Source organism: Propioniciclava sp. (assembly GCF_036744435.1).
Classification (GTDB): Bacteria; Actinomycetota; Actinomycetes; order Propionibacteriales; family Propionibacteriaceae; genus Propioniciclava.
The window spans coordinates 1-15552 of record NZ_DAIOIA010000074.1 but is presented as its reverse complement, the minus strand read 5'-3'; the positions used below and the strand labels follow the sequence as shown (position 1 = coordinate 15552).

At 70.9% G+C, this 15552-nt stretch carries 18 protein-coding genes and 2 pseudogenes; 7 read left to right on the top strand and 13 right to left on the bottom strand.

Going from position 1 to position 15552, the window contains the following annotated elements; genetic code table 11:
- The 9 genes and pseudogenes from V7E09_RS10275 to ftsH all read right to left on the bottom strand — a co-directional run.
- On the bottom strand, window positions 1–328 hold a 328-nt coding region (locus tag V7E09_RS10275), incomplete at its 3' end, for a Clp protease N-terminal domain-containing protein (protein ID WP_324523345.1).
- A 173-nt stretch (window positions 329–501) separates the two neighbouring features.
- Complete coding sequence (locus tag V7E09_RS10270; RefSeq protein WP_324511128.1) at window positions 502–828, bottom strand: histone-like nucleoid-structuring protein Lsr2; 327 nt, start codon at window positions 826–828, stop codon at window positions 502–504.
- Window positions 829–1235: 407 nt separating this feature from the next.
- Window positions 1236–1784 carry a hypothetical protein gene (locus V7E09_RS10265; RefSeq protein WP_324523344.1) on the bottom strand — a complete coding sequence of 183 codons (549 nt, stop codon included), beginning with the start codon at window positions 1782–1784 and terminating at the stop codon, window positions 1236–1238.
- Window positions 1785–1901: 117 nt separating this feature from the next.
- Window positions 1902–2387: a DUF3180 domain-containing protein gene (locus tag V7E09_RS10260; protein ID WP_324511130.1), complete on the bottom strand. Its 486-nt coding sequence runs from the start codon at window positions 2385–2387 to the stop codon at window positions 1902–1904.
- Window positions 2384–2881: a 2-amino-4-hydroxy-6-hydroxymethyldihydropteridine diphosphokinase gene (gene folK, locus V7E09_RS10255; RefSeq protein ID WP_324511131.1), complete on the bottom strand. Its 498-nt coding sequence runs from the start codon at window positions 2879–2881 to the stop codon at window positions 2384–2386. The genes V7E09_RS10260 and folK overlap by 4 nt, the downstream gene beginning before the upstream one ends.
- Window positions 2878–3216 carry a dihydroneopterin aldolase gene (gene folB, locus V7E09_RS10250; protein ID WP_442956872.1) on the bottom strand — a complete coding sequence of 113 codons (339 nt, stop codon included), beginning with the start codon at window positions 3214–3216 and terminating at the stop codon, window positions 2878–2880. Before folB ends, folK begins: the two co-directional genes overlap by 4 nt.
- A 36-nt stretch (window positions 3217–3252) precedes the next feature.
- Window positions 3253–4104: pseudogene (gene folP, locus V7E09_RS10245) on the bottom strand (dihydropteroate synthase); the annotation flags it as partial.
- Between the two features lie 5 nt (window positions 4105–4109).
- Window positions 4110–4673, bottom strand: coding sequence for a GTP cyclohydrolase I FolE (gene folE, locus V7E09_RS10240; protein WP_324523343.1), 564 nt, complete (start codon window positions 4671–4673; stop codon window positions 4110–4112).
- A gap of 103 nt (window positions 4674–4776) precedes the next feature.
- Window positions 4777–6981 (bottom strand): annotated as a pseudogene (gene ftsH / locus V7E09_RS10235) (ATP-dependent zinc metalloprotease FtsH); the annotation flags it as partial.
- Between the two features lie 138 nt (window positions 6982–7119).
- Here ftsH and V7E09_RS10230 point away from each other — a divergent pair.
- The 3 genes from V7E09_RS10230 to V7E09_RS10220 are packed head-to-tail and all read left to right on the top strand — an operon-like array spanning window position 7120 to window position 8119.
- Window positions 7120–7395, top strand: coding sequence for a hypothetical protein (locus V7E09_RS10230; RefSeq protein ID WP_324523342.1), 276 nt, complete (start codon window positions 7120–7122; stop codon window positions 7393–7395).
- Window positions 7392–7817, top strand: coding sequence for a hypothetical protein (locus V7E09_RS10225; protein ID WP_324511135.1), 426 nt, complete (start codon window positions 7392–7394; stop codon window positions 7815–7817). The genes V7E09_RS10230 and V7E09_RS10225 overlap by 4 nt, the downstream gene beginning before the upstream one ends.
- Window positions 7814–8119: a winged helix-turn-helix domain-containing protein gene (locus V7E09_RS10220; protein ID WP_324511136.1), complete on the top strand. Its 306-nt coding sequence runs from the start codon at window positions 7814–7816 to the stop codon at window positions 8117–8119. The genes V7E09_RS10225 and V7E09_RS10220 overlap by 4 nt, the downstream gene beginning before the upstream one ends.
- 17 nt (window positions 8120–8136) lie before the next feature.
- On the opposite strand, the gene hpt is transcribed toward V7E09_RS10220, so the two are convergent.
- Genes hpt through dacB form a run of 4 tightly spaced genes read right to left on the bottom strand, consistent with a single transcriptional unit; the run spans window position 8137 to window position 12021 of the window.
- The gene (gene hpt, locus V7E09_RS10215; protein WP_324511137.1) at window positions 8137–8688 is read right to left on the bottom strand and encodes a hypoxanthine phosphoribosyltransferase; all 552 of its coding nucleotides are present in this window, start codon (window positions 8686–8688) and stop codon (window positions 8137–8139) included.
- An 11-nt stretch (window positions 8689–8699) separates the two neighbouring features.
- A complete protein-coding gene (gene tilS, locus V7E09_RS10210; protein WP_324511138.1) occupies window positions 8700–9593 on the bottom strand; it encodes a tRNA lysidine(34) synthetase TilS in 894 nt (297 codons plus the stop codon).
- Between the two features lie 38 nt (window positions 9594–9631).
- Window positions 9632–10612, bottom strand: coding sequence for a zinc-dependent metalloprotease (locus V7E09_RS10205; protein ID WP_324511139.1), 981 nt, complete (start codon window positions 10610–10612; stop codon window positions 9632–9634).
- 26 nt (window positions 10613–10638) lie between these two features.
- Window positions 10639–12021, bottom strand: coding sequence for a D-alanyl-D-alanine carboxypeptidase/D-alanyl-D-alanine endopeptidase (gene dacB, locus V7E09_RS10200; protein ID WP_324511140.1), 1383 nt, complete (start codon window positions 12019–12021; stop codon window positions 10639–10641).
- Window positions 12022–12132: 111 nt separating this feature from the next.
- Between dacB and V7E09_RS10195 the strand changes: the two genes are divergently transcribed.
- The 4 genes from V7E09_RS10195 (at window position 12133) to V7E09_RS10180 (ending at window position 15401) form a co-directional block, all read left to right on the top strand.
- The gene (locus tag V7E09_RS10195; RefSeq protein WP_324511141.1) at window positions 12133–12723 is read left to right on the top strand and encodes an inorganic diphosphatase; all 591 of its coding nucleotides are present in this window, start codon (window positions 12133–12135) and stop codon (window positions 12721–12723) included.
- A gap of 149 nt (window positions 12724–12872) precedes the next feature.
- Entirely contained in the window at window positions 12873–13706 is an 834-nt protein-coding gene (locus V7E09_RS10190) for a metallophosphoesterase (protein ID WP_324523341.1), read from the top strand.
- 32 nt (window positions 13707–13738) lie between these two features.
- On the top strand, window positions 13739–14857 hold the full coding sequence (locus V7E09_RS10185; RefSeq protein WP_324523340.1) for an adenosine deaminase: 1119 nt from the start codon (window positions 13739–13741) through the stop codon (window positions 14855–14857).
- Window positions 14820–15401 carry a mycothiol transferase gene (locus V7E09_RS10180; protein WP_324511144.1) on the top strand — a complete coding sequence of 194 codons (582 nt, stop codon included), beginning with the start codon at window positions 14820–14822 and terminating at the stop codon, window positions 15399–15401. Before V7E09_RS10185 ends, V7E09_RS10180 begins: the two co-directional genes overlap by 38 nt.
- The last annotated feature ends 151 nt before the right edge of the window (window positions 15402–15552 follow it).

Sequence of the window (15552 nt, the reverse complement as noted above, 5' to 3'; positions counted from 1 at the left end):
GCAGGATGTGCTCGGTGCCGATGTAGGGGTGATTGAGCTGCAGCGCCTCGCGCATGGACAGCTCCAGCACCTTCTTGGCCCGGGGCGTGAACGGGATGTGCCCCGTCGGCGCCTGCTCACCCGGACCGATGATGTCTTCGACTTGGGCGCGCACGGACTCCAAGGAGATCCCCAGGGACTCCAGTGCCTTGGCAGCAACGCCTTCGCCTTCGTGGATGAGACCCAGCAGGAGATGCTCGGTCCCGATGTAGTTGTGGTTGAGCATGCGCGCCTCGTCCTGGGCCAGGACGATCACGCGCCGCGCGCGGTCGGTGAACCGATCGAACATGAGCTCTCCTTCACTCCGGCGATGCCGGACCGCCCGCATAGGGCACGGGCTTCTTCGTCAGTCTAGTCAACGCCGCTGCGTCGGCCGTTGTTCCGGAGAGCTCGCATGTTCGCCTGGGGCGCAATTCGGGCCCAGGGCGAACTGCCCCGGGCCCGAAACGCGTGTGGTTTTGCTCAGTGAGCGGCCTGATAGGCGGCCTTGACCTGATCGCTCACGCGGCCCCGCTCGGAGACCTCCATCCCCCGCTCACGCGCCCACTGGCGAATCTCGTTCGCCGAAGGGCCGGACGCCGTGGGGCCCTTGGCCTTACGGGTGGACTGGCGACCCGCGACACGGCGCCCGGCCGCGATGTAGGGGGCCAAGGACTCGCGGAGCTTTTCTGCGTTGTCGGACGTGAGATCGACGTCATAGGTGACGCCATCGATCGCGAATGTGAGGGTCTCGTCGGCAGGGGTGCCGTCGAGGTCGTCGGTGAGTTCAATGCGGACGCGCTGCGCCATGGGTTTCCTTCCAGCGTGGCAATGGTGGTGCGGTGTCCCACCATTTACTGCCGCCGAATCTATACCCAGACTTCGCATGCGGCAATACCGGAATTGTCTCTCGGAACCTACCCGATGCGTTTACCGGTGAGCACGGGCGCGAAAAAGGACTTCACATAACCCCGCTATGGCGAATGCCGGCGCTCCCCCTTCTCACCGGGAAGTGCGCTGGCCGACTGTGAGCCAAGGAGGCCAAAACAAACGGTGAGTGGCACTATCCACAAGAATGTCGAGGGTCTGACCAAAGAGAAAAGCAACATGACCGCGACCGCCCTGTGGTAAGGCGTTCACACAAAAAGGGGGCCCCGCACAGCGATGCTGTGCGCGGCCCCGAAGCCCCGTGACCGGCGTGCGGCCCTCGGGCGGGATCAGTTGGCGTGAGCCTGCTTCACCTCATCCAGCAATGGATTGGCGAGCCGGACCAAGTCGAGGTTGACGACCGTGGGGGCCTCAAGATCGCTCCAGCGCTGGCTCTCCTCGGTGGAAAGCCGCACCGGGAGCGCGACCACATCGGCTTCCTCGGACGCAGCGGCGACCTTGTCGAGTTGCGTACGCAGCTCGCCGTTCTCGGTACGCAGTTCGCCATTCTCGATGGTGAGCGCTTCGTTGTCGCCGCGAAGCCGCGAAGCCTGAGCTTCGGACTCCCCCAGCGAGGTCATGGCCTGATTCAGGGAATCCTGAACGGCTCGGGTGCGGGCGTCGACGGTGGCGAGCACTTCGCGCTGACGAGCATGGAAGACGCGGGTACGGTCGCGCTCGGCGGCGCGCGCAGACTCACCCTCTTGGGCGGCACGGTCCTTCCACTCACGGAACTCGATCGTCGCAGCCCAGGTTGCCAGGAAGCCGCCCACAAGGGCGACGGCCACGGCGGCGATGGCAAGAGGGGGAACCCACGAACTGGCCACCAGCAGGGCCACCGCAACGATCGTGCCCACCGTCAGGGAAGCGCCGAGCAAGGCCCGGCGACGGGAACGGGATCTAATCGTGGTGGTTGTCACGCGTTAAGAGTATCCGCGGACGCCAACAAGGGGCCGTCAACGCGCGGGCGTGTTCGCGTCTGAGTCCCCCGAAGGCGGCGGAATCCTGCAGGCATTCTCCAACCGGCGGCCCGCCACGGCGCACAGCACCCCGGCGATCGCCGCGATTCCGCCGTGCACCAGCCGTTCGATTGCTAAGGGCGCGGGAAGCGCGGGAACCGCCAGCAGCACGAGCGCCACGTAGCCGCCCGCCAGGAATGCGCCCGCGAGCAGCGATGTCTTACCCAGCAGCAGCCGGATGACGGCCTGTCGGGGATCCAGCGCAGCCGGGTCCTCGCTCAGGGTCCTGCGCGTGCGGACGGCGAGGTAGAGGGCCGCGACGGCGATGAGCAGCATGGACGCCCAGGCGGCGAAACCGGGGATCGGCAACGCATGCCCCAGCCCCTGCCACCACGCCAGGATCGACCCGATGCCCAGCGCGCCGGCCGCCGCGGCCACCACCACCGCCGTGACCCGCGTCGGCTCGATGGTCGGCTCGCTCACGACCAGCCCGCCAGCCCGCCCAGGCGGCGCACACCCTGATCGGGCAGCGCCGCCAACACGTCCGCGACCCGCCCGTGGCCCGGCAGGACGCCGTCGGCGTCCACGTCGATCCATGGGATCAGGACGAAGGCACGCTCCTGAGCGCGGGGATGGGGCAGCGTCAGGACGGGATCCTCGCTCAGGACCCCGTCCACCGTGATCAGGTCGATGTCCAGGGTGCGAGGACCCCAGCGCTCCACGCGCACCCGGCCCGCGGCGTCCTCGATGGCCTGCGTCCGGCGGAGCACCGCGATCGGCGTCAGAGTGGTCTCCACCAGCGCCGCGACGTTGACGAAGGAGGGCTGGTCGGTGCGACCGACCGGGTCAGTCGCGTAGGCGTCCGAGACGGCCACGACCTCGAGATCCGGGTCGGCTGCCAGCGCCCTGAGCGCCGCATTGATCTGGCCCACCGGATCACCGAGGTTGGCCCCCAGCGACAGCACCAGCCGGGTCATCGGCGCCTCCCGCTCAGCGTCACCGCCACGTCGGTGAACGGGACATCGATCGGGGCGGACGGCTTGTGCACCGTCACCGTCGCCGAGGAGACGAGCGGCGCGGCGAGGCAGGTGTCCAGAAGGCGGGCGGCCAGCGTCTCGATCAGGTCGACCGGCTCCCGCTCGATGTCGGCGACCAGCGCTTCAGCGAGGCCGCCGTAGTCGACCGTGGTGTCGAGATCGTCGCTGACCCGCGTCCGCGTCACGTCCAGCCGGGCGTCCACGACGAACTCCTGGCCCCGGCGTCGTTCCTCGGCCAGCACCCCGTGAAAGCCGCGGGCCCGGACGCCGGACAGGGCGATGGTGACCGTCGGCTCGGCCGCCCGTGGCTGCGCGGCGAGCCGGACCGCGGTGCGCGCCGCGTCCGCGTGTGGCCTGACGTCGTGGACGCGGACCCCCCACACGCCACGTGCGGCGAACAAGGCGGTGAGCGCGACGGAGGCGGCATCCCGGTCGCCGGGCGGGACCGGCTGCTCGGCGCTGCCCAGGAGGCGCCCGAGGAAGGCCTTGCGGCTCACCGCAAGGAGCAACGGGAACCCGAGCCGGTCCAAGGCGCTCCAGGCACCCAGCAAGGCCCAGTTGTGCTGGGCGGTCTTCGCGAAGCCGATGCCCGGGTCGAGGACGAGCCGGTCGGAGGCGATGCCCGCGGCCAGCGCCGCGTCGCGCCGCTCGGCCAGTTCGGCGCACACCTCGGCGACGACATCGTCGTACCTGGCCAGCGAGGCCATCGTCTCGGAGTCGCCCCGCGTGTGCATCGCCATGTAGCCGGCCCCGGACGCGGCGACGGCGGGCAGCATCTCGGGGTCCGCGCCGCCGGTGATGTCGTTGATCCAGGACGCCCCCGCCGCCAGGCAGGCGGCGGCCACGCTGGCCCGCGACGTGTCCACCGACACGGGCACCCCGGCCTCGACCAGCCCGGTCACGACCGGGAGGACGCGGGCGAGTTCCTCGCGCGGACCCACCCGGACGGCGCCAGGACGCGTGGACTCCCCGCCGACGTCGATCAGGTCCGCGCCTTGGGCGATCAGATCGAGGCCGTGCGCGAGGGCCGCGGCAGGGTCGTTCCAGCGGCCTCCGTCGGAGAACGAGTCGGGCGTGACGTTGAGGATTCCCTGAATGAGCGGCCGCCCGGGATGGTCCTGCTCGGGCCGGGCTCCCGCGACGCGGGCGAGGTGGGCGGTCACGGCCCTCACCCCAGGATGAGGCTCATGGCCTCGGCTCGGGTCGCCGCGTTGCGCATGATGCCGCGCACCGCGGACGTGACCGTCCTGCTGCCCGGCTTGCGCACGCCTCGCATCGTCATACACAGGTGTTCGGCCTCCACGACCACCATGACGCCTTGCGGGTGCAGATGCTCGACGAGCGCGTCGGCGATCTGCGTGGTGAGCCGCTCCTGGACCTGGGGCCGCTTCGCGAACACGTCGACGAGCCGGGCGAGCTTGCTCAGCCCGGTGATCTTGCCCTCTTTGCTGGGGATGTAGGCGACGTGCGCGACCCCCGAGAAGGGCAGCAGGTGATGCTCGCAGGTGGACCACACCTCGATGTCCTTGACCAGCACGAGTTCCTCGTGCTCGATATCGAAGGTGGTCCCGAGGTAGTCGCCCGGGTCCTGGTCCAGCCCGCCGAACATCTCCACCGCGGCGCGAGCGACCCGGTCGGGGGTGTCGCGCAGCCCGTCGCGGTCCGGATCCTCGCCGATGGCGAGGAGCACCTCACGGACGGCGGCGCGCAGACGGTCGTGATCGACGGCCATCTCAGTGCTTCTCGTCGGAGGGATTCCCCTCGGGAGCATCGGGGGATCCAGGCGCGCCCGGTCCGGACGAGGACGGCCCGGGAGCACCGGGTGCCCCGGAACCTCCCCCGGGCTGGCCGGGGGTCGGCTGCTGGCCGGGATAGGGCTGCTGCGCCGGGTAGCCAGGACGACCCGGGTAGGGCTGCTGTCCGGGGTAGGGCTGCTGTCCCTGAGGGTAGTTCGGCGGGTAGCCGGCGCCGGGGTACTGCCCCGGGTAGGGGGGCTGCGGCCACTGGCCCCAGCCCGGCTGCTGACCGGGAACCTGCCCCGGGTAGGGCTGTCCAGGCTGCGGGCCGGGCTGCCCCGGCCGCCACGGAACGGGAGCCACCTGGGCGGGCGCGGGGACCGGCTCGGGGACCTTGCGCTCGGGCGGGTCGATGGGCGGGACGTCGCTGGGGCGCCGGTTGTCCGACCCGGTCCAGGCGGGACGCCGCGGACGCCGCTTGAGGGGCTCGAAGACGCGGGCGACCTGCTCCTTGTCGAGAGTCTCGTGCTCGAACAGCTGACGCACGAGCTCGTCGAGCACTTCGCGGTTCTCCACCAGGACGTCGAACGCCTCTTGGTGCGCGGTGGCGATGAGCTGCTCGACCTCGCGGTCGATGGTCCCGGCGACGTCTTCGGAGTAGTCGCGTCCGCCGCCACCCATGTCGCGGCCGAGGAACGGCTCACTGTCGGCCGAGCCGTACTTGACGGCGCCGATCGCCTCGCTCATGCCGTAGTCGGTGACCATGGCCCGGGCGACCTTGGAGGCCTTCTCGATGTCGTTGGCCGCCCCGGTGGTCGGGTCGTGGAAGACGAGTTCCTCGGCGGCCCGGCCGCCCAACATGTAGGCGAGCTGATCGAGGAGTTCGCCGCGGGTCTGGCTGTACTTGTCGGCGTCCGGCATGACCATCGTGTAGCCCAGGGCACGGCCACGCGGAAGGATCGTGACCTTCTGCACGGGGTCATTGCCCGGCATCGCGGCGGCCACCAGGGCGTGCCCGCCCTCGTGGTAGGCGGTGATGAGGAGTTCGCGCTCGTTCATCACCCGCGTGCGCTTCTGCGGCCCGGCGATGACCCGGTCGATGGCCTCGTCGAGGTTCGCCTTGGTGATCCACTGCTGGTTCTGGCGGGCGGTCAGCAGCGCCGCCTCATTCAGCACGTTGGCAAGGTCGGCGCCGGTGAACCCGGGGGTGCGCTTGGCCACCGTCTCCAGGTCGACGTCGGGCCCCATCGGCTTGTTGGCGGCGTGCACCCGCAGGATCTGCAGGCGGCCCTTCATGTCGGGGGCCTCGACGGGGATCTGCCGGTCGAAGCGCCCCGGGCGCAGCAGCGCCGGGTCCAGCACGTCGGGCCGGTTGGTCGCGGCGATCAGCACGACGCCGCCGCGGACGTCGAAGCCGTCCATCTCGACCAAGAGCTGGTTCAGCGTCTGCTCGCGTTCGTCATGCCCGCCGCCCATGCCCGCGCCGCGGTGGCGGCCCACGGCGTCGATCTCGTCGATGAAGATGATGGCCGGGGCGGCTTCCTTGGCCTGCTCGAACAGGTCGCGGACGCGGCTGGCACCCACGCCGACGAACATCTCGACGAAGTCGGAACCCGAGATCGAGAAGAACGGGACGCCCGCCTCGCCCGCGACCGCGCGCGCCAGCAGCGTCTTGCCGGTGCCGGGCGGGCCGTAGAGCAGGACGCCCTTGGGGATCTTCGCCCCGACGGCCTGGAACTTCGCGGGCTCGGAGAGGAACTCGCGGATCTCCTGAAGTTCCTCGATGGCTTCCTCGGCGCCTGCCACGTCGTTGAACGTGGTCTGCGGGGTGTCCTTGCTGGCGACCTTGGCCTTGCTCTTGCCGAAGCCGAGGACGCGGTTACCACCCTGGGCGCTGTTGAGCATGAAGAAGAAGAGCGCGCCGATGATGAGGAACGGCAGGACTCCCATGAGGAACATCGACATCAGGCCGGTGTCGGGGTTCTCGCCCTTCCAGGACTCCAGCGTCCCGGCGGCGACCCGCTCGTTGAGGCGTTCGACGATGGTGGAGCTCTGCTGCCCCACCCAGGTCGCCCGGATCCGGGTACCCGCCTGGTCGGCCATCTCGACGCGGATCTCCTGATCCCCGTCGACCAGCACCACTTCCTTGATGCGATCGGTGCCCTGCAGTACCGAGATCACCTGCGAGGTGGGCACCTGCTGGTACCTGCTGGATGCCGAGAAGAGGTTCATCCCGAGCATGATGATGAGGAAAGCCGCGAAGACCCAGAGGATGGGACTACGCAGGAATCGAGGAGCCTTCATGCCACTCCCGTTTCATAGGCGTCGTGTAGCGCGTTAACCGTACTGCACCGCACCAACGACGCCTCGCCACACCCTCTGCGGCGACGAGTCGACCAACAAGCACTTGCCGATATGGAAAGTACTTGTTAGCGTGAGGTCATGCCGCATCGGCTCCCCCGCCACCGCGACCTCGACGAAGGGAACCCCATGAACGACCGCACCCTCCAGCGCCTCCGGACCTCCCGCCGCTACGCCTGGATCGGCCCCGGCGTGGCGATCGCCGCGATGATCGCCCTCGTCGTCCTCGGACTGATGTCCCAGCAGCCCGGCCTCGTCGTCGTCGCCACCTCGGTGGCGGCCTCCGCGGCCGGCACGGGCATCGCAGTCCAGGCCTCCCTGTCGCGCCGGATCGCGACCCTCGAGGTTGCACGATGACCGGCCCGCTCGACCCGGACCAGGCCCGCGCCCTCCTGCGGCAGGCCGACGGCGCCGCGGCAACCGCCCGCGCCGGGGCCAGTTGGCCGCACATCGCCGGGCTGATGGGCCTGGGAGCCGCGTCCTCGCTGGCTCTAGTGGCCCTCGCCTACGTCCCTCCGACCCTGCTGTGGCTGCCGCTCACCCTGCTGTTCGCCTGGGTTGGCGCCCTGTTCGTGTTCGCGGGGCGCTTCGGGCGAGCCGTCAAGCGAGGCTTCGGACGCCGGTGGACGCTCACCCTCATCATCTGGGGTGCCCTGTGGATCGTCGCGGTCTTCGGCACCTCGTGGTGGTTCGCCGATCAGCCGTGGTTCCTGATCGCGTCCGCTCTCGCCCTGACGGTGACGGCCTGGGTGGGAGCGTGGGCGGAGGCGTCCCGGTGACCGGCGAGCACCCTCGTCACCAGCTGGTCGATGCCTTGACGCACCCGGTGAGGTTCTCTCTGGTGGCGGCCCTGAACGCGACCGAGTCGATGGACTTCGCCACCGTGCGCGACCAACTCCAAGTCAGCGACTCTGTGCTGTCGCGACAAGCGTCCGCTCTGGAGGACCTGGGCATCGTGACGATCAAGAAGGGCTACGTCGGAAAGCGGCCACGCACCTGGTTGTCGCTCAGCGCCACCGGTCGGGAGCAGTGGCGCGGGCACCTGGCGGCCCTGCGCGCCATCGCCGGGGACGCCGGCTGAGCCGTCCCGACGCCCCGTCAGCTGTAGACGTGCGGTGCCAGCGTCGCGACGTCGACCAGGTTGCGGTAACGACCGGCGTAGTCCAGGCCATAGCCGACGACGAACTCGTTGGGCAGGTCGAACCCGACGTGAGCCACCTCGACCGGGCTGCTCAAGGCGTCCGGCTTGCGGAACATCGTCATGATCTTGAGGCTGGCCGGCTTGCGGGAGTTCAGATTCTGGATCAGGTACGCGAGCGTCAGCCCGGTGTCGATGATGTCCTCGACCACCAGCACGTGACGACCCTCGATGTCGGTGTTGAGGTCCTTGAGGATCCGCACCACCCCGGAACTCTGCGTCCCCGAGCCGTAGGACGAGATGGCCATCCAGTCCATCTCCACATGGCTGGTCAGATGCCGGGAGAGATCCGCCATGACCATGACGGCGCCGTTCAGGACGCCGACGAGCAGCAAGTCCTTGTCTCGGTACTCCTCGTCGATCTCGGCTGCAAGCTCCGCGAGCCGCGCCTGGATCTGGTCGTTGGTGTACAGGACCCGGGTGAGTTCAGGGTCGATCTGCGTAGCATCCACGTCACGACAGCCTATCGCGGCACGTAGGCCAGGTGGCCGTCCTCCCGCACCACGGTTCCGCCGGGCACGTCGACCCCGCGCTGGCCGTGCCACCGAAGGACGAGCGCCTCTACCGCCGCCACGTGCGCGGTGGTCGCCTCGGGGGCCCCGCGGCCGAGCAGCCAGGCGGCCAACGCCGCCCGGCGGACCCCCGCGGGCGCTGCGGCGAGGGCCTCGGCATCCGGCTCAGGTTCTCCGGCAAGCGGTGCTGCCGCGGCGTCCAAGGCGTCGGCGGCGTCCCGGCACAGGCCGGCCGTCCGCGCCAGCGCCTCGGCGATGCCAGGACCGAGCTCACGCTCCAGCAGGGGCAGCACCCGACCACGGACCCGGACACGGGCGTAGTGCGGGTCCTCGTTCATCGGGTCCTGCCAGGGGCTCAGCCCCAGTTCGGCGCACGCCTGCGAGGTCAGCCGCCGGGGAAGGCCCAGCAACGGCCGGACCAGGCGCCCACGCCGTGCGGGCATCCCTGCCAGCGAACGGGGACCCGAGCCGCGCGCCAGCCCCAGCAGCACCGTCTCGGCCTGATCGTCGCGCGTGTGCCCGAGCAGGATCGCCGCGCCGGTGCCCGCTTGCGCGTCCAGCGCCGCATAGCGGGCCTCCCGCGCGGCGGCCTCCAGGTTGCGCCCGGCGGCCACGCTCACCCGCACCGCGACCGCGTCCAGCCCGAACGACGCCAGCCGCGCGACGACGTCGGCGGCCACCACGTCGGAGCCCGGCTGCAGACCGTGATCGACGACCAACGCCGCGACCGGGGTCCCGCGGCGGGCCGCCACATGGGAGGCCGCCCAGGCCAAGGCGAGGGAGTCCGCCCCGCCGGAGCAGGCCACGGTCCACGGCTGCGGCGGCAGCGCATCCACAGCCTGCACGACGGCGAGGGTCGCTGGGCCCAGCGCCTTACGGGCCATCAGGCGTGCACGCGGGCGACCCAGCGGTGCGGATCCGCGATGTCGTCGGCGGACGGCAGGAACTCGGGGGCGTCATAGACCCGGTTGAGCCCGGCGACGCCCACCTCCTTGATCACCGCCCGGCAGAACACGGCGCCGTCGCGGTACTGGGCCAGCTTGAGGTCCATCGCCATCAGCTTGTTGAGCGCCTGCGTCCAGCCGCCACGCCCACGACGCTGATCGAACTTGCGTCGGATGGACGCCACGCTGGGCACGACCTCGGGACCGACCCGGTCCATCATGTCGTCGGCGTACCCCTCCAGCAGGCTCATCACCGCGGTCACCTCCTCCAGCACCACCTGCTGCTCCGGGGTGGTGACAGCCTCGATCAGCGAATGGGGACGACCCGAGCGGGGGGCGTCGTCGTCGCTCGCGCTCAGCAGGCGTCCGACACGTTCGATCAGGTGACCCCGCAACCAGGGGGCGCGCGCGAACTGCAGCCGGTGGGTCTGCTCGTGCAGGCATACCCACAGCCTGAAATCGGCGGGCGTGACGCCCAGCTCCCGTTCGACCTTGAGGACGTTGGGGGCGACCACCACCAGAGTGGGAGTGCGCAGGAACGGCAGGTACTGGCCCAGGATGCGCGAGGACAGGAGCGTCAGCAGACCGCCCAGTTGTGCCCCGTTGAACCGGCCCTCGATCTTGTCGCGCATGCGCTCCGGCACCGGCCACGACACCTCCGCCCCCTCGGCGAGCATCGTCAGGGCCATGTCGGCATTGGCGGAGATCCACGTGGCCCGGTCGACGACCAGCATCGGGCCAGACGCCACCGCCCCCAGACCCGTCACCTCGGCGACAGGATCCACCGACGCCGCCAGCGCCGACCGCAGGGACGCCGTCAGCGCTTCGGCCTCCTCACGAGTGAGGGCGGGGCCCGGGGCGGCGATGGCCGCGCCGAGAGCCCCCGGCACGCGGGCATCGAGGAAGGGAAGCGCAGACATGCGTCCAGCCTAGGCGCGCCCGCGGCTCAGCATCCGCAGGACGCCAACGCCGACGATGCCCGGTCGAGCCAGGCGCGCGCCGACGTCTGCCCTGCCCCGCCCGACGTCATGAACGCGAACACCAGCGGCTGGCCGTCGGCCGTGACGACATACCCGGTGAGCGTGTTGACGCCACGGATCGTGCCCGTCTTGGCGCGGACCAGCCCACGACCGGCCAGCGAGTCGGCGGCGTCGAACCGCTCGTCGAGGGTGCCGGACACCCCGGCGACGGGCAGGCCGGTGAGGAGGTGGCGCAGGGCGGGGCGCTGGACGGCGAGCCGTACGGCGCCGACCAGTGCGTCGGGGGTGACCTGGTTGTCGGCGGAGATGCCGTTGCCGTCGTGGGCGACCATTCCGTCCGACCAGAGCCCCAACCGGGTCAGTTCGGTGATCAGCGTGGCCGCCGACACGTCCGGATTCGGCGTCTTCCCGCGGGCCAGCGCCACCTGCCACAGCAGGGTCTCGGCGGCGTCGTTGTCCGACTCGGACAGCGTGTGCTCGACCAGGACGCCGACCGGCGGCGAGGTGACCGCGGCGACCTGCTGGGCCTCGGCCGGCGTGGCTTCCGCCTCCACCTCGGTGACGGCGATCCCCTGCGCGGCGAGGCGGGAGGCGAACGCGTCGGCGGCCAGCCGGGCGGGGTCCGTGCTGCGAGCCCATGAGTTCGCATCGGGGCGGGCGTGATCGACGGTCAGCGCCGTGATCGGCGCGACGGAGGTGGCGAAGGTCTCGGGCCAGAGGGGGTTCCAGGCGGGCCCGCCGAACAGGCTGGCGTCGTACCCGAGTTCCACCGAGGTGACGCCGCGGGCACGCAGGGCCTCAGCGGTCGAGGCGGCGAGGTCTTCCAGGGAGGCGGCGTGCGGGTAGGCGTCCTGGTGGGCGGAGGCGAGCAGCGGATCGCCTCCGCCACGGAGGATCACCTGGCCGTCGGCCGTCAGGTAGGTGCGTGTCTCGAACCGGGTGTCAGCGCCCAGGACGTCGAGGGCCACGACGCCGCTGAGCACCTTCATGCTCGACGCGGGCGTCCGGGCCCCGGAGCCGACCCGGTACAGCTCGGTGCCCGTCTCGGCGTCGACGACCAGGCCCGCCAGGTCGCCGAGACCGTCGCGGGGCAACGCCTCCAGCGTGCGGGCCAGCGCGGCGGCGTCCACCGATGCCGACGGCGCGGACAGGCCCGGCAGCACCGCGCCGGGGGCCTGCGCGGAGGCCGGGGCGTCGAGGCGCCCGCCGCCCACCAGCGGATCGGACGCCAACTGTGGGCGCACCACCACCTGAAGCAGCACCGTGGCTCCCACCAGCGCCGTCGCCACGATCCACACCAGGGCGGGCCATGCCCACCCGGCGCCGCGAGCACGTCGTGCACGGCTCACCAGCAGCCTCCTTCTTGACCTCGATCTTCGGGCTCCCGCATTCCCCCCATCATCCTGCAACCGGTAGCCTGGTATTGCACTGAAAGCCAACCACTGCGACCAAGGACGGTAATGCGAGCATCCTTCGAACGGCCCAAGGTGAAGCCTCCGCTCCACTTCGACGTGACCGTGGAAATCCCCAAGGGCACCAAGAACAAGTATGAGATGGACCATCACAACGGACGGATCCGTCTCGACCGCACGCTGTTCACCGCGACGGCCTACCCGAACGACTACGGCTTCATCGAGGGCACGCTCGGCCAGGACGGCGATCCGCTGGACGCCATGGTCCTGCTGCCGGAGGCGACCTTCCCCGGCGCGCTGATCGAGTGCCGCGCCATCGGCATGTTCCGGATGCACGACGAGATGGGCGGTGACGACAAGGTGCTGTGCGTCCCGATCGCAGACAAGCGCCAGGAGTCGACCCGCAACCTGACCGACATCCCCGATCTGTCGCTGCTGGAGATCGAGCACTTCTTCACCGTCTACAAGGACCTGGAGCCCGGCAAGTCGGTCGAGGGCGCCATCTGGACGGGGCGCGCCGAGGCCGAGGCCGAGATCCTGGCGTCCTGGGATCGCGCCCGTGGCACCTCGTTCGAGAACGAGTTCACCCCGCCCCCCGGCGGCGACGCCAAGGACACCGTCGGCGGCCTGCACGACTGATCCTGACCCGACGCCCCGGCCGCTTGCTGCGTGCCGGGGCGTCGTCGCGTCCGGAGGCCGCCGGGGCTGGCCGTCCTGACGGGGGCGACAGCTAGCCTGAGGTCGGTCGGCGCCTCCCCGCGCCCGGCTTGCCGCCCGCTGGAGGACCCATGTCACGACCTCGTCCCACCCACACCCTGGCTCACCTGAGCGACACCCACATCACCGGAGATGGTGCATCCGTCGGCGGCGTGGTGGATGCCCGCGCCCGGTTACGTCAGGCGCTGGAGGTGCTCACCTCGTGGAATGTGGGCTGCGACGCGTGGGTGTTCTCCGGGGATCTGTCCGACGACGGCTCGGAAGCGTCCTACGTCTGGCTGCGGCAGACGGTCGAGACCGCTGCGGCGTCGGTGGGCGTCCCGGTGATCTGGGCCAACGGGAATCACGACGAACCGGGGGCGTTCCGGCGGGTTCTGCTGGGCGCCGAGGGCGCCGAACCGGTGCTCGCCGAGCATGTGCTGCGCGGGCTGCGCCTGCTGGTGGTCGACTCGACGGTGCCCGGGAAGGCGCACGGGCGCGTGGCCCCCGCGTCCCTGGCCTGGCTGCGGGAGCGACTCTCCCGCCCCGCCGAGTCGGGTTCGGTCGTGGTGATCCACCACCCGCCGCTACCACCCCTCCAGGACGCCGCCTGGGGCTGGGTGCTCTCCCATGCCGACGAGTTGGCCGAGGTGCTGCGCGGAACAGACGCCCGGGCGATCCTGGGCGGGCACTTCCACCAGGCCGCGTTCGGGGTGTTCGCCGGGGTGGGAACCTCCGTGGCGCCGTCGCTGGTCTACAACCAGGATCTGACCGTGGGGCGCGACCTGCGCGGCCAGGCGAGCAACCCCGGGTTCAGCCTCGTCGAGGTGTACCCCGATGTCGTCACCCACACGGTGGTGCCCGTGACCGGCGGGAGGACCGTCTACCCACCCGTCGCGGCGGCACCGCTGCCGAGACGCGCCTGAGCCGGGGTTGCGTCGCCCCCTAGCATCGCTGCATGAAAGACGCCGGCCCTGGGTTCCTCCCCGGGGCGGGCCTGCCCCCGACCGGTCCCCCCCGCCGTGACCTCGCGTCGCTCCCCAAGGCACACCTGCACCTGCACTTCACCGGCTCCCTCAGCGTCCCCACTCTGGTGGAGCTGGCTGCGGCACGCGCCATCGATCTGCCCGCGCAACTCATCGACGCTGTCGCCCTGGAAGTGCCTGCCGACAAGCGAGGCTGGTTCCGCTTCCAGCGGTTCTACGACGTGGCACGGGCGGCCGTCAAGGGTGAGGACGCGCTCCGCACGGTGGTGTCGCGGGCGGCAGCCGACGATGCGGCCGAGGGGTCGCGACGGCTGGAGATCCAGGTCGACCCCACCTCCTACGCCTCCTCGGTGGGGGGCCTGCAGCCTGCTCTCGAGATCATCCTGGACGAGGCCCGGCTGGCCTCAGCCACGACCGGCGTACAGGTCGGCGTCATCGTCGCCTCGTCCCGGATCCGGCACCCGTTCGACGCCCGGACGCTGGCCAGGCTGGCCGCCCGGTACGTCGGTCAGGGCCCCGGACAGGTGTGCGGGTTCGGACTGAGCAACAACGAGTGGGAGGGCGACACCTCCGAGTGGGATGGCGCCTTCCGGATCGCCCGCCGGGCCGGGCTGCCGGGCGTCCCGCATGCTGGTGAGTTGCGCGGCCCCGAGCACGTCGCCCAGGTGATCGAGGCGCTGCGGCCGACGCGGCTCGGGCATGGCGTGCGGACGGTCGAGGATCCGCGGCTGCTCGATCAGGTGGTGGCCGCCGGGATCGCCTTCGAGGTCTGCCCGGCCTCCAACGTGCAGTTGGGGGTGTATCACCGCGCCGCCGACGTGCCCCTGCGTCGACTGCTGGACGCGGGCGCACAGGTGGCACTGGGGGCCGACGACCCGCTGCTCTTCTTGTCTCGGCTGACCGACCAATACGCCACCGCCAGGTCCGTCCACGGCCTCAACGACGCCGCGCTGGCCGACTTGGCCCGCTCGTCGATCGCGGCGAGTTTCGCCACGGACGCCGACAAGGCCCGTTGGCTGGACGAGGTCAACGCGTGGCTCCTAGGGTCGGGCCATGGATCACCCGCCGTGGGAACCACCGCTCGACGGTGACGAGGCCCAGCACCTGTTCGGTGCTCTGGACCGGATGCGCTACACCTTCCGTTGGAAGGCCGACGGCCTGGACGCCGAGGCCCTGGCGTTCCGGCTGCCGACCTCGGAGCTGAGCCTGGGCGGCCTGCTGAAGCACCTGGCCGCCTGCGAGACCTTCAAAGCGACGTGGGATCTGGACGGCTCGCGTCCCGATGCTCCGTTCGACGAGCCGGGACACGGTCACGACTGGGCGTTCGAGAGTGCCCCGCAGAACCCACCGGAAGAGTTGTATGGGCTGTACGACGGCCTCGTGCTGCGGGCCCGGGAGCGGCTCGCGGCGGCCTATGCCGCCGACGGCCTGGGGAGCGCGACCGAGATGGGGCGCCGGTGGGGCGAGCGAGTCAGCCTGCGTCGTCTCGTGATGGATCTGGTGGAGGAGTATGGCCGCCACACCGGGCACGCCGACCTGGTAAGGGAGGCGATCGACGGACGCGTCGGGGAGGACCCGCCCCAGGACTGGCTCGGGCCGCCTGCCTGGCGGGAGCGTCCGCGCACGCTGCGATGACCGGTCAGGTGCGGCTGAGCGGGTGTGCCTTGAACGCCGAGACGCCCGCGGCGCCCGCCGCCGTGAAACGCCAGGGCCGGTCGTAAGCACGCGACACGTTGACGCGCGGGCCGGCCTGCACCTCGACCACGTCGCTTCCGGGCTGCAGCCG